The 13671-nt window shown below is 70.9% G+C and carries 11 protein-coding genes; 6 read left to right on the plus strand and 5 right to left on the minus strand.

The genetic code is table 11. From position 1 onward, the window contains the following. Positions 1–18: 18 nt before the first annotated feature. The 3 genes from ABT106_RS12905 to ABT106_RS12915 form a co-directional block, all read right to left on the minus strand. Positions 19–909, minus strand: coding sequence for a phosphatase PAP2 family protein (locus ABT106_RS12905; RefSeq protein WP_351275961.1), 891 nt, complete (start codon positions 907–909; stop codon positions 19–21). A gap of 107 nt (positions 910–1016) precedes the next feature. Further along, on the minus strand, positions 1017–2048 hold the full coding sequence (locus ABT106_RS12910) for a LacI family DNA-binding transcriptional regulator (protein WP_351275963.1): 1032 nt from the start codon (positions 2046–2048) through the stop codon (positions 1017–1019). A 25-nt stretch (positions 2049–2073) separates the two neighbouring features. Further along, positions 2074–3771, minus strand: a complete 1698-nt coding sequence (locus tag ABT106_RS12915; protein ID WP_351275965.1) for a glycoside hydrolase family 13 protein — start codon at positions 3769–3771, stop codon at positions 2074–2076. Between the two features lie 222 nt (positions 3772–3993). Between ABT106_RS12915 and ABT106_RS12920 the strand changes: the two genes are divergently transcribed. Beyond that, complete coding sequence (locus ABT106_RS12920; RefSeq protein ID WP_351275967.1) at positions 3994–5274, plus strand: extracellular solute-binding protein; 1281 nt, start codon at positions 3994–3996, stop codon at positions 5272–5274. Here ABT106_RS12920 and ABT106_RS12925 read toward each other — a convergent pair. Next, positions 5258–6514, minus strand: coding sequence for an RNA-guided endonuclease InsQ/TnpB family protein (locus ABT106_RS12925; protein WP_351275969.1), 1257 nt, complete (start codon positions 6512–6514; stop codon positions 5258–5260). The genes ABT106_RS12920 and ABT106_RS12925 overlap by 17 nt on opposite strands. Before the next feature lie 142 nt (positions 6515–6656). On the opposite strand from ABT106_RS12925, the gene ABT106_RS12930 reads away from it, so the two are divergent. Genes ABT106_RS12930 through ABT106_RS12945 form a run of 4 tightly spaced genes read left to right on the plus strand, consistent with a single transcriptional unit; the run spans position 6657 to position 11303 of the window. Next, positions 6657–7697: a carbohydrate ABC transporter permease gene (locus ABT106_RS12930; protein ID WP_351275971.1), complete on the plus strand. Its 1041-nt coding sequence runs from the start codon at positions 6657–6659 to the stop codon at positions 7695–7697. Positions 7698–7699: 2 nt separating this feature from the next. Next, positions 7700–8539 (plus strand): sugar ABC transporter permease, encoded by an 840-nt coding sequence (locus tag ABT106_RS12935; protein ID WP_351275973.1) that lies wholly within the window; start codon positions 7700–7702, stop codon positions 8537–8539. A 47-nt stretch (positions 8540–8586) separates the two neighbouring features. Continuing rightward, on the plus strand, positions 8587–10188 hold the full coding sequence (locus tag ABT106_RS12940) for a glycoside hydrolase family 13 protein (protein ID WP_351275975.1): 1602 nt from the start codon (positions 8587–8589) through the stop codon (positions 10186–10188). Further along, complete coding sequence (locus tag ABT106_RS12945; protein ID WP_351275977.1) at positions 10176–11303, plus strand: LacI family DNA-binding transcriptional regulator; 1128 nt, start codon at positions 10176–10178, stop codon at positions 11301–11303. The genes ABT106_RS12940 and ABT106_RS12945 overlap by 13 nt, the downstream gene beginning before the upstream one ends. On the opposite strand, the gene ABT106_RS12950 is transcribed toward ABT106_RS12945, so the two are convergent. Further along, on the minus strand, positions 11252–11707 hold the full coding sequence (locus ABT106_RS12950; protein ID WP_502979340.1) for a VOC family protein: 456 nt from the start codon (positions 11705–11707) through the stop codon (positions 11252–11254). The genes ABT106_RS12945 and ABT106_RS12950 overlap by 52 nt on opposite strands. Positions 11708–11937: 230 nt before the next feature. Between ABT106_RS12950 and ABT106_RS12955 the strand changes: the two genes are divergently transcribed. Next, positions 11938–13668 (plus strand): carbohydrate-binding module family 20 domain-containing protein, encoded by a 1731-nt coding sequence (locus ABT106_RS12955; protein ID WP_351275981.1) that lies wholly within the window; start codon positions 11938–11940, stop codon positions 13666–13668. Positions 13669–13671 lie beyond the last annotated feature (3 nt).

Here is a 13671-nt window from a genome sequence, read left to right on the forward strand (position 1 = left end):
GGATCGGCACGAGACGCCCTAAGCGCGCCCGAACCGGTGCAGCAGCGCCGCCGCCGCCGGGTGCCGGTCGGTGTGCTCGGGGTGGCGGGGCAGCCGGTGCGGCAGGGCGCCGTACCAGGAGCGGGAGACGGCGTAGCCGAAGGCCAGGCAGAGCAGGCCGCCCACGGCGTCCAGCCAGAAGTGGTTGGCGGTGGCCACGATCACGACGAGGGTCGCCGTCGGGTAGAGCAGGCCCAGGATCCGGGCCCAGGGGGCGGCGGCGACCGCGAAGATCGTCAGCCCGCACCAGAGCGACCACCCTATGTGCATGGACGGCATCGCCGCGTACTGGTTCGACATGTGCTTGAGGTCCCCCGAGGCCATCGAGCCCCAGGTGTGGTGGACCAGCACGGTGTCGATGAAGTCCTGCCCGTTCATCAGCCGGGGAGGCGCGAGCGGGTAGAAGAAGTAGCCGACCAGGGCCACGCCCGTGGTGGCGAAGAGGACCATGCGGGTGGCCGCGTAACGCCCGGGATGGAAACGGTAGATCCACACCAGCACACCGATGGTCACCACGAAGTGCAGCGTCGCGTAGTAGTAGTTCATGCCCACGATCAGCCACGTCACCGAGTTCACGGCGTGGTTGACGGACTGCTCCACGGCGATGCCGAGATCGCGCTCGACGTTCCAGATCCAGTCGGCGTTGGCCAGGGCCGCCGCCTTCTGTTCGGGAACGGCGTTGCGGATCAGCGAGTACGTCCAGTAGCTGATCGCGATGAGCAGGATCTCGAACCAGATCCGGGGGCGGCGCGGGCTCCGCAACCGCTCCAGCAGGGTGCGCTCGGGAACCGGAGGAGCCTGCCCCCCGGCAGCGCTGGGCGCCGGGACGTCCGTCCGGGTTTCCAGTGTCGTCACGCTCGCTTCACCCATGGGCCAAGAGTCTGCCAGATGCGATCTCGGCTCCGATCATCCCTCGGGACGGTCTTGGTGGTCACCGGTCCGCCCTGGGGACTACGACGCCCCTACGGCCTGCGCCCCTACGGCCTGCGGTGCTGGCCCGGGCCCGAGGCGGTGGAGCCGCGCACCACCAGTTCCGGAAGGAAGACGAACTCGCTGTGCGGGGCCGGCGTACCGCCGATCTCCTCCAGCAGCGTCCGCACCGCCGCCTGCCCCATCGCCAGCACGGGCTGGCGGATCGTGGTCAGCGGCGGATCGGTGAACGCTATGAGGGGGGAGTCGTCGAACCCGACCACCGAGACGTCCTGCGGCACCCGCAGCCCCTGCTGCCGGGCCGCCCGGATCGCACCGAGCGCCATCATGTCGCTCGCGCACACCACCGCCGTGCAGCCGCGGGAGATCAGCGCGGCCGCGGCGGCCTGGCCGCCCTCCAGCGTGTAGAGGGAGTGCTGCACCAGCTCCTCGACCTCCGCCTCCCCGAGCCCGAGGCGCTCCTTCATCCCGAGCCGGAAACCCTCGATCTTGCGGAGCACCGGCACGAACCGCTTCGGCCCGACCGCCAGCCCGATCCGGGTGTGCCCCAGAGCGGCCAGGTGCGTCACCGCCAGCTGCATCGCGGCCCGGTCGTCGGGCGACACGAAGGGGGCCCGCACCTTGTCGGAGAACCCGTTGATCAGGACGTACGGGACGCCCTGCCCGCGGAGCTGGTCGTAGCGGCCCATGTCGGCCGTGGTGTCGGCGTGCAGCCCCGAGACGAAGATGATCCCCGAGACCCCGCGGTCCACCAGCATCTCGGTCAGCTCGTCCTCGGTGGACCCGCCGGGCGTCTGCGTGGCCAGCACCGGCGTGTACCCCTGCCGCGTCAGCGCCTGCCCGATGACCTGGGCGAGCGCCGGAAAGATGGGGTTGTCCAGCTCCGGAGTTATCAGGCCGACGAGGCCCGCGCTGCGCTGGCGCAGCCGTACGGGCCGTTCGTAGCCCAGGACGTCGAGCGCGGCCAGCACGGACTCGCGGGTGCCTGCGGCCACACCGGGCTTGCCGTTGAGGACCCGGCTGACTGTGGCTTCGCTGACCCCCGCCTGGGCTGCGATGTCGGCTAGCCGTGCGGTCACGGGATTGGACTGTACCGGTCGCACGTCACATTGCCCACCAGGTGCACGAGTCCGGGGGCAGCACCACCGTACGGCCGTCCGTACCCACCGGTGAGCTGGAGAGCACGGGCCGGCCGGGCGCCGGGAGCTCGACCGGAACGGGCCGGCTGTTGAGGGTGCAGGCGAACCCGGGCCGGGTGAAGAGGAGGACCCCCTCGGGCGCGGGCAGCCACAGCATCCCGGTGGCCGGGCCCTCCCATTCCCCGTAGTCCCCGTCGCAGCCGGCGTCCCCGGAGTCGCCGCCCGCCCCGGACCGCCCGCCCTCCGGCGCCCCCAGACCCGGCAGCGCCCGGCGCAGTTCCAGGGCGGCCCGGTACAGCTCCAGCGTGGAGTGCGGGTCGCCGGTCTGCGCCGCGACGCTGAGCCCGCCCCAGCCGGCGGGCTGCGGCAGCCAGCTCCCGGCCGGCCCGAAACCGTACGGGGGCTCCGTACCGGACCACGGGATCGGTACCCGGCAGCCGTCGCGGAGCCCGTCCTGCCCGGCGCCCCGGTGGAACGCCGGATCCCGGCGGGAGGCGTCGGGCAGGTCGAGGACCTCGGGCAGCCCCAGCTCCTCGCCCTGGTAGACGTACGCCGACCCGGGCAGCGCCAGCATCAGCAGCGCGGCCGCCCGCGCCCGCGCCAGACCCCGCTCCCCGCCCCCGTACCGCGTCACGTGCCGCACCACGTCGTGATTGGACAGCACCCACGTCGTCGGAGCACCCACCGAGGCGGTGGCCGCCAGGGACTCGTCGATCACGGTGCGCATCGCGGTGGTGTCCCACGGACAGTTCAGGAAGCGGAAGTTGAAAGCCTGGTGCATCTCGTCGGGCCGGACGTACAGCGCGAGCCGCTCGGACGTCGGGGCCCACGCCTCGGCGACCCCGATCCGGTCGCCCGCGTAGGAGTCCAGGAGCCGGCGCCAGGAGCGGTGGATCTCGTGGACCCCGTCCTGGTCGAAGAAGGGGAGCGGCTCGGTGCCGATCAGGGTGGCCTGGGCGCCGCGGCCGATGTCCGGCAGCCCCGGGGCCTTCACCATGCCGTGGGCGACGTCCACGCGGAACCCGTCGACCCCCAGGTCGAGCCAGAACCGCAGGACGGAGGCGAACTCCGCCGGAACCTCCGGATGCGCCCAGTCCAGGTCCGGCTGCTCGGGAGCGAAGAGGTGCAGGTACCACTCCCCGTCCGCGACCCGGGTCCAGGCGGGCCCGCCGAAGACGGACTCCCAGTCGTTCGGGGGCTCGGAGCCGTCCGCGCCGCGCCCCGGGCGGAACAGGTACCGGGCGCGGGCGGCCCGGTCCCCGGCGAGGGCGGCCCGGAACCACGGGTGCTCCGCGGAGGTGTGGTTCGGCACCACGTCCACGATGACCCGCAGCCCCAGCGCGTGCGCGCCCCGGACGAGGTCGTCGGCGTCGGCGAGGTCACCGAAGAGCGGGTCGACGGCCCGGTAGTCGGCGACGTCGTAACCGCCGTCGGCCTGGGGGGAGACGTAGAAGGGGGTGAGCCACACGGCGTCGACCCCGAGCCGGGCCAGGTGCGGGAGACGCTCGCGCACCCCGCGCAGGTCCCCGACGCCGTCGCCGCCACTGTCCGCGAAGGACCGTACGTACACCTGGTAGATGACGGCATCGCGCCACCAGCCGCCCCGCGCGTCGGCATTGCTGGAAGCGCTTGCAAGCTGGACGGCCGTCAACTCGTGGGTCATATCGGGGTCAACGCGTACACGTGCCCCCTGGTTGCGGGCCTGAGGGGTCGAAGGTGACTCGAACTAACAGCAAGCTGCGGCAACCGTACGGACACACAGATGTAACGATCGGCTCGTCTTGCAGAAATTTTCCGCAAGCTCTTTCGGACTTCTTGCGGGCTTGTTACGTTCCTGGCAACTCGGGACCGCGAGGACGCGGCCGGGATCATCGAAGGAGTTCATATGCGGCGTGGCATAGCGGCCACCGCGCTGGTCGCGGCCCTGGCACTCGCGGCGACGGCTTGCGGCGGGGACGCATCGGACGGCAAGGATGCGGCCGGCGACAACGCGGGCGGGGAGCTCTCCGGCACGGTCACGTGGTGGGACACCTCGAACGAAGCCGAGAAGGCCAGCTTCCAGAAGATCGCCGAGGCGTTCACGGCGAAGCACCCCAAGGTCACCGTCAAGTACGTCAATGTCCCGTACGGCGACGCGCAGAACAAGGTCAAGAACGCGTTCAGCAGCGGCTCCGACGCCCCCGACGTGATCCGCGCCGACGTCGGCTGGGTCGCCGACTTCGCCTCCCTCCAGTACCTGGACGAGGTTCCGGCCGAGACCGTCAAGAAGGTCGACGCCGAGTTCCTGCCGGCCGCCGCCGCCAGCGGCAAGTACGAGGGCAAGACCTACGCGGTGCCGCAGGTCATCGACACCCTCGGCCTCTTCTACAACAAGAAGATGCTCGCCGACGCCGGCGTCCAGCCCCCCACCACGCTGGAGGAGGTCAAGACCGCCGCCGCCGCCATCAAGGCCAAGACCGGCAAGGCCGGCCTCTACCTGCGCGGCGACGACTCCTACTGGTTCCTCCCGCTGATCTACGGCGAGGGCGGCGACCTGGTCGACGCCAAGAACAAGACGGTCACGGTCGACAACGCGGCGGGCGTCAAGGCGTTCAAGGCCGCACGCGACCTGGTCTCCTCCGGGGCGGCGCTCACCAACGCCACCGACGGCTGGACGAACATGCAGACCGCCTTCAAGTCCGGGGAGGCCGCGATGATGATCAACGGCCCCTGGGCCGTCGCCGACACCTACGCGGGCGACCAGTTCAAGGACAAGGCCAACCTCGGCGTCGCCCCGGTCCCGGCCGGCTCGGTCAAGGCGGGCTCCCCGCAGGGCGGCCACGACCTCGCGGTCTACGCCGGCTCCAAGAACACCGCCGCCGCACACGCCTTCGTGGCGTACATGACCTCCGAGGAGGTCCAGGTCCAGTCCGCGAAGGAGCTGAGCCTGCTCCCCACCCGCACGGCCGCCTACGAGCAGCCGGACGTCAAGGGCAGCGAGATGGTCCAGTTCTTCAAGCCGGCCGTCGACAAGGCCGTCGAGCGCGCCTGGATCCCGGAGAACGGCTCCCTCTTCGAGCCGCTGAAGGTCGAGTACACCAAGGCGATCACCGGGGCTTCCACCCCGGAGGAGGCGGCCAAGACGGCCGGCGCCGAGTTCCGCAAGATCCTCAAGGGCTGGAATTGACGTACCCCCCGGCCGCTCTGCGGCCGGGGACTCCGGGTGCGGCCGGGGGGCCGACGCGGTGGCTTCCTGTTTCACCGCGCTGTGCCGGGATCACTCCCGGTCCTACCGGCGCTCCGCAGGCGTTTAGCCTGTCCGCCCGCCCGGCGGCCAGGGTGTTGATCGCGGCGTTCTCGTCGCGCTCGTGGGCAGCCCCGCACCGGGGGCAGGTCCAGTCGCGAACATGAAGGGGTTTGGGTCCGTCGATATGTCCGCACGCCGAGCACCGTCGGGATGTAGGCACGAAGCGGCCGATCATGCCGAAGTGCCTGCCGTGCTTGGCGGCCTTGTACTCCAGCATGGACACGAACGCGCCCCAGCCGGCGTCATGGACGGACTTGGCCAGCCTCGTTCGCGCCAGGGCGGAAACGGCGAGGTCTTCCACGTACACCGCTTGGTTGTCGCGGATGATGCGGGTGGAGACCTTGTGGTGCCAGTCCCGGCGTTGATCGGTGACCCGGGCGTGCTGCCGGGCAAGCCCGATACGGGCTCTCGCGTAGTTCTTCGATCCCTTGTCCTTTCGCGAAAGGTCCCGCTGCGAACGCCGCAGTTTCTTCTCCGCTCGGCGAAGAAATCTCGGGGAGGAAATCCTGGTGCCGTCGGAGAGCATGGCGAAGTAGGTCAGCCCGAGATCGAGGCCGACTTCGGCCCCTGCTCCGGGAAGGATCTCGGGTTCGGTGTCCACCACGAAGCTGGCGAAGTACCGCCCCGCGGAATCTTTGACCACGGTGAGGGATGTGGGTGCCGCGGGCAGCGACCTGGACCATTTCACCTTCAGGTCTCCGACCTTGGGCACGTAGAGGCGACTGTCGTCGGTGAGCGAGAAGGCGTTACGGGTCAAGCGGATCGACTGCCGGGAATCCTTCCCGGACTTGTACCTGGGCGGAGAGACCTTCCGGCCCTTCGACGTGCTTCTGGCCGAAGTGAAGAAGTTCGTGAACGCGGTGTCCAGGTCCCGCAAGGACTGTTGGAGCGCCACCGCCGAAACATCGGCGAGCCAGGACCGTTCCGGGGTGCGTTTCGCCCGGGTGATGTACTGCTTGGACAGGTCCGCCGACTTCACATACGGAAGCCCTGCCTCGTGCGCGGTGTTGCGAGCGCGAAGGCAGTCGTTCCAAACGACCCGGGCGCACCCGAAAGCCTGGGCCAACGCACTGCGCTGCAGGCGGTTCGGATATACCCGGAAGTTGTAACGGAGCTTCACGGGGGAAAGTTTATGCCGCCGGCATGCCGCATTCTTCGAAAGATCCGGAACAGGTCGGATTCGACCACTTCAGTTGCATTCACGATGAGACAGGGACGCGATGTGTTCAACTCGCAGCTGACGCGAAGGCAGGCCGACTGATATGGCTGCTCACACCAGCCAGTCGGTGGCGAAGGCCGCGGGTGACGACGTCGAGCACGGCGACGTCGCCCGCGGCCCGAGCCGCAGGACTGACAGCGGGAACAGGACCGGAGGCCGTGGCGGGCTGCGGCGCGCCCTCGCCACCCACTGGTACGCCTGGGCGATGGTCACCCCGGTGGTGCTCGTACTCGGCGTGATCATCGGCTGGCCGCTGGTCCGCGGCGTCTACCTGTCGCTGACCGACGCCAACGAGCGCAACGTCTCCCGGACGATCGGCGTCCGCCACATCGAGGCCACGTACGAGTTCGTCGGCCTCGACAACTACGCGGCCGTGCTCAGCGACCCGGTGTTCCTGCAGCGGCTGGTGTGGACGGTGGTGTGGACCGTCGCCTGCGTGTCCATCACCTTCACGCTCGGCCTGGCCCTGGCCACCATGCTCAACCGGGACTTCAAGGGCCGCGCCGCCTACCGGATGGCGCTCATCCTGCCCTGGGCCGTGCCAGGCTTCGTCTCCGTCTTCGCCTGGCGGTTCCTCTTCAACCGCGACAACGGCATCCTCAACAAGATCCTCGACGGCGGCGGCATCTCCGCCGTCCCGTGGCTCGACGACCCGACCTGGGCCAAGTTCGCGGTCATCACCGTCAACGTCTGGCTCGGCGTCCCCTTCATGATGGTCGCCCTGCTCGGCGGGATGCAGTCCATCCCCGGGGAGCTCTACGAGGCCGCCGAGATGGACGGCGCCCGCCCCTGGCAGCGGTTCCGCCACATCACGCTGCCCGGCCTGCGCGCGGTGAGCATGACGGTGATCCTGCTCTCCACCATCTGGACCTTCAACATGTTCCCGGTGATCTTCCTGCTCACCCGGGGCGGACCGGGCGACTCCACCGAGATCCTGGTCACCCAGGCCTTCCGCGAGGCCTTCATCACCAGCCCGCGCGACTTCGCCGCCTCCGCGACGTGGGGCGTGCTGATCCTGGCCCTGCTCATGATCTTCGCGCTGGTCTACCGGCGCTCGCTGCGCAAGCAGGGAGAGGTGTGGTGACCATGACCACCCGCACTCGGGGCCGCCGCGCCCCGCTCGCCTCCGTCGGCCTCCACGCGACCCTGCTCGCCGCGTCCGTGATCGCCGTCTTCCCGGTGCTGTGGATCCTGCTGACCTCGCTCAAGCCGGCGCGGCACGCGATCACCACGGACTTCGTGAAGGAGCCGACCCTCGGCAACTACACGTACCTGCTGGAGTCGAGCCACTTCCTCAGCTGGTTCGCGAACTCCGTCCTGGTCGCCGGCGTCACCACGGTCCTCGGCGTGTTCATCGCCGCCACCACCGGCTACGCGGTCAGCCGCTTCAAGTTCCCCGGAATGAAGCCGCTGATGTGGACCCTGCTGATCACGCAGATGTTCCCGATGGCGATCCTGATCGTCCCGCTCTACAACCTGATGGGCGACCTCGGACTGCTCAACCAGCCCGTCGGCCTGATCATCACCTACCTCACCATCGCCGTGCCGTTCTGCGCCTGGATGATGAAGGGCTTCTTCGACACGATCCCGATCGAGATCGACGAGTCCGGCCGCGTCGACGGGCTCAACCCCTTCGGCACCTTCTGGCGGCTGATCCTGCCGCTGGCCAAGCCCGGCCTCGCCGTCACCGGCTTCTACGCCTTCATCACCGCCTGGGGCGAGGTCGCGTACGCCTCCGCCTTCATGGTCGGCGAGGAGAACCTCACCCTGGCCGGCGGCCTGCAGACCTTCGTCACGCAGTACACCTCCAACTGGGGTGCGATGAGCGCCGCCTCGGTCCTCATCGCCATCCCCGCGGCGATCTTCTTCGTCTTCGCCCAGCGTCACCTCGTCGCCGGGATGACGGCAGGCGCCACCAAGGGCTGACCACCCGCCTGCCTCCGCATCACCGGCCCGATCTCTTCAAGGACGACATGACCCAGCACCTCGCCGACGCACTTCCCACCCCCTCCGGCACCCGGCCCGGATGGTGGAGAGAAGCGGTGATCTACCAGGTCTATCCGCGCAGCTTCGCCGACTCCGACGGGGACGGCATGGGGGACCTCGAAGGCATCCGCCGCCGCCTGCCCTACCTGAAGGAACTCGGCGTCGACGCCGTGTGGCTCAGCCCGTTCTACGCCTCCCCGCAGGCCGACGCGGGCTACGACGTCGCCGACTACCGGGCCATCGACCCGATGTTCGGCACCCTGCACGACGCCGACGCCGTGATCCGCGAGGCCCACGGCCTGGGCCTGCGCATCATCGTCGACCTCGTCCCCAACCACTGCTCCGACCAGCACGAATGGTTCAAGCAGGCGCTGCGCGAGGGCCCCGGCACCCCGCTGCGCGAGCGGTTCCACTTCCGCCCGGGGCGGGGCGCGGACGGCTCCGAGCCCCCCAACGACTGGGAGTCCATCTTCGGCGGGCCCGCCTGGACCCGGGTCGCGGACGGGGAGTGGTACCTGCACCTCTTCGCCCCCGAGCAGCCCGACTTCAACTGGGACCACCCCGCGGTCCAGGACGAGTTCCGGTCCATCCTGCGGTTCTGGCTCGACCTCGGAACCGACGGCTTCCGCATCGACGTCGCCCACGGCCTGGTCAAGGCCCCCGGCCTGCCCGACCTCGGCCGCGACGAGCAGCTCAAGCTGCTCGGCAACCAGGTACTGCCCTTCTTCGACCAGGACGGGGTCCACGAGATCTACCGCTCCTGGCGGACCGTGCTGGACGAGTACGCCGGGGACCGCATCGGCGTCGCCGAGGCGTGGACGCCCAGTGCCGACCGCACGGCGCTCTACCTGCGCCCCGACGAGCTGCACCAGGCGTTCAACTTCCACTATCTGAACACCGGCTGGGACGCCGAGGCGCTGCGCGGCGCCATCGACGAATCGCTCGACGCGATGCGGCCGGTGGGTGCTCCGACGACGTGGGTGCTGTCCAATCACGACGTGGTGCGGCACGTGACGCGGTACGGGGGCGGGGAGCGGGGTCTGGCGCGGGCGCGGGCGGCCGCGCTGCTGATGCTGGCGCTGCCCGGGTCGGCGTACGTCTACCAGGGCGAGGAGCTGGGGCTGCCCGAGGTCCTCGACCTGCCCGACGAGGTGCGCCAGGACCCCTCGTTCTTCAAGGCGAACGGGCAGGACGGGCTCCGCGACGGCTGCCGGGTGCCGATCCCGTGGTCCGGCACGCAGGCCCCGTACGGATTCGGCGACGGCGGCAGCTGGCTGCCGCAGCCGGCCGAGTGGGCGGGCCTGAGCGTCGAGGCGCAGAGCGGGGACCCGGCGTCCACGCTGGAGCTGTACCGGGCGGCGCTGCGGATCCGCCGCGAGCGGGCCGAACTGGGCGCGGGCGACGCGGTGGAGTGGCTGGAGGCGCCCGCCGGCGTCCTGGCGTTCCGGCGCGGGGCGTTCGTGTGCGCGGTGAACACCACGGGCGCGCCCGTACGGCTGCCCGCGCCCGGTGCGGTGCTGCTGGCCAGCGCCGCACCGGGCGACCCGGACGTCCTCCCGGCCGACAGCGCGGTGTGGTGGCTGGGGTGACGTCCCCGCTGCGGCTCACCGACATCGCCGCGCAGGCCGAGGTCAGCGAGGCGACGGTGAGCCGGGTGCTCAACGGCAAGTCGGGCGTGGCGGCCGGCACCCGGCACAAGGTGCTGGCCGCGCTCGACCTGCTGGGCTACGAGCGGCCGGTGCGGCTCAAGCGCCGGAGCAACGGGCTGGTCGGGCTGCTCATCCCGGAGCTGACCAACCCGATCTTCCCGGCGTTCGCCCAGGTCATCGAGCAGGCGCTGGCCGGGCACGGGTACACGCCGGTGCTGTGCACGCAGACGCCGGGCGGGGCCACCGAGGACGAGCTGGTGGAGCAGCTGGAGGAGCGCGGCGTCACGGGCATCGTGTTCCTGTCGGGGCTCCACGCGGACTCGGCGGCCGACCCCTCGCGCTACCGCCGGCTGGCGGCGCGGGGGGTGCCGTTCGTGCTCGTCAACGGCTTCAACGAGCGGATCAGCGCGCCCTTCGTGTCCCCGGACGACCGGGCGGCGGCCGACATGGCGGTCCGGCACCTGGAGGACCTCGGGCACCGGCGGATCGGTCTGGCGATCGGACCGACGCGGTACGTGCCGTCGGCGCGCAAGGAGCAGGGGTTCCTGGCGGCGCTGCCGGGCGCGGACGCCGAGGGCCTGGTCCAGCGCACGCTGTTCACGGTCGAGGGCGGTCACGCCGCGGGCAACGCCCTGCTGGACCGGGGCTGTACGGGTGTGGTGTGCGCGAGCGACATGATGGCCCTGGGCGTCGTGCGGGCGGCGCGCGAGCGGGGGCTGCGGGTGCCGGAGGACGTGTCGGTGGTCGGCTTCGACGACTCGCCGCTGATCGCGTTCACGGATCCGCCGCTGACGACGGTGCGCCAGCCGGTGCGCGCGATGGCGACGGCGGCCGTGGGCGCGCTGCTGGAGGCGGTGGGCGGCACCCCCGTCGAGCGCACGGAGTACGTGTTCCAGCCGGAGCTGGTGGTCCGCGGCTCGACGGCCCAGGCCCCGGGCCCGGCTGATGATCCGGTGGGTGGCCCGGCTGATGGCCCGGTGGGTGGTCCGGCGGGCGGCGCGGCTCAGACCACGCAGAACTCGTTGCCCTCGGGGTCCTGGAGCACGACGGCGTAGTACGGCATGTCCGGTTCGTCCATGATCCGCAGGACGGTCGCGCCGGCCGCGGTGAGGCGGGTCACCGTGCGGGTGACCCGCTCGGTCCGGACCCCGATGGCCACGTCGCGCCCGCCGCCGACCTTCAGGTCGAGGTGGAGGCGGTTCTTGCCGTTCTTCGGCTCGGGGACCTGCTGGAACCAGATCCGCGGGTTGCGGCCGTCCGGGTCGACGATCGACTCCGGGGTCTCGCCGGCGCCGTCGGGCAGCTCCTCCGGGGGCACCCCCAGGTCCTGCCAGTAGGCACGCCAGGTGGTGTGCCCGCCGGGCGGCGGCTCTGGGGTGTAGCCCAGGGCTTCGGCCCAGAAGGCCACCATGCGCCGCGGGTCCGCGCAGTCGACGGTCAGTTGCAGGGTCATCCCCACGCTGCTCTCCACGCTGCTCTCCATGTCGCTCTCCATGTCGGCAGGGTCGCAGGCGCCGCCGACAACTCCCTTCGGCGACGCGGCCGGTCGCGCGCGATGCGGCGCCGTGGCGTCGCAGCGCGCTACCCGCCGGAAACAATTCTGCAATCTCTTGCGCAAAGTCTTGCAGCGTGTGGGCGTGCGCCCTACGGTCGCTGCCATCCCCACCTCTTTCGCCAGGAGGCACCCGCATGCCCCGCACCCGCGTCCGACGCCGTACGCAAACCCCCCACCGCAGAGCCGCCCTCGCGGTCCTGGCCGTCGCGGCCGCCACCCTCGTCGCACCCGCCGCCCCGGCCACGGCCGCCGCCCCCGGGGAACGCGACGTCACCGCCGTCCTCTTCGAGTGGAAGTTCGACTCGGTGGCCGCGGCCTGCACCGACAGCCTCGGTCCGGCCGGCTACGGCTTCGTCCAGGTCTCGCCTCCCCAGGAGCACATCCAGGGCCCCCAGTGGTGGACCTCGTACCAGCCCGTCAGTTACAAGATCGCCGGGCGGCTCGGTGACCGCACCGCCTTCAAGCGGATGGTCGACACCTGCCACGCGGCGGGCGTCAAGGTCGTCGCGGACTCCGTCATCAACCACATGGCCGCCTCCGACGGCACCGGGACCGGCGGGAGTTCGTACACGAAGTACGGCTACCCCGGCCTCTACTCCGGCGCCGACATGGACGACTGCCGGGCGACGATCTCGAACTACCAGGACCGCGGCAACGTCCAGAACTGCGAGCTGGTGCAGCTGGCCGACCTCGACACCGGCGAGGCGTACGTGCGGGGCCGCATCGCCGGGTACCTGAACGACCTGCTCTCCCTCGGGGTCGACGGCTTCCGCATCGACGCCGCCAAGCACATGCCCTCCGCCGACCTCGCCGACATCAAGTCCCGGCTGACCAACCCCGGGGCCTACTGGAAGCAGGAGGCCATCTTCGGGGCGGGCGAGGCCGTCGGACCGGCCGAATACCTCGGCAACGGCGACGTGCAGGAGTTCCGCTACGCCCGCGACCTGAAACGGGTCTTCCAGTCCGAGAACCTGGCCCACCTGAAAAACTTCGGCGAGCCCTGGGGGTACATGACCGGCGGGAAGTCCGGCGTCTTCGTCGACAACCACGACACCGAGCGCGGCGGCGACACCCTCAGTTACAAGAACGGCTCCGCCTACACCCTCGCCAACGTCTTCATGCTGGCCTGGCCCTACGGCTCCCCGGACGTGCACTCCGGCTACGAGTGGACCGACAAGGACGCCGGGCCCCCCAACGGCGGCGCGGTGAACGCCTGTTACGCCGACGGCTGGAAGTGCCAGCACGCCTGGCGGGAGATCTCCTCCATGGTCGCCTTCCGCAACGCGGCCCGCGGCCAGGCCGTCACCCACTGGTGGGACAACGGCGGCGACCAGATCGCCTTCGGCCGCGGCTCCAAGGCGTACGTGGCGATCAACCACGAGGGCTCGGCCCTGACGCGCACCTTCCAGACCTCCCTGCCGGCCGGCGACTACTGCGACGTGCAGAGCGGCCGCACCGTCACCGTGGGCGGCTCCGGCCAGTTCACCGCCACCCTCGGCGCCGGCACCGCCGTCGCCCTCCACGTGAACGCCCGCACCTGCTCCGGCGGCACCACCCCGCCGCCCGCCACCGCCACCGGGGCCTCCTTCGCCGTCACCGCCACGACCGTGCCCGGCCAGAGCGTGTACGTCACCGGCGACCGCGCCGAACTCGGCAACTGGAACACCGGCGGCGCCCTGCGCCTCGACCCGGCGGCCTACCCCGTCTGGAAGCTCGACGTCCCGCTCCCGCCCGGAACGGTCCTCGCGTACAAGTACGTCCGCAAGGACGCCGCCGGGAACGTCACCTGGGAGAGCGGGGCCAACCGGACCGCCACCGTCCCCGCGACCGGCAAGGTCGCGCTGACCGACACCTGGCGCGGCTGACCG

The organism is Streptomyces sp. NPDC002044, from assembly GCF_040296725.1.
In the GTDB taxonomy this organism is placed as follows: Bacteria; Actinomycetota; Actinomycetes; order Streptomycetales; family Streptomycetaceae; genus Streptomyces; species Streptomyces antarcticus.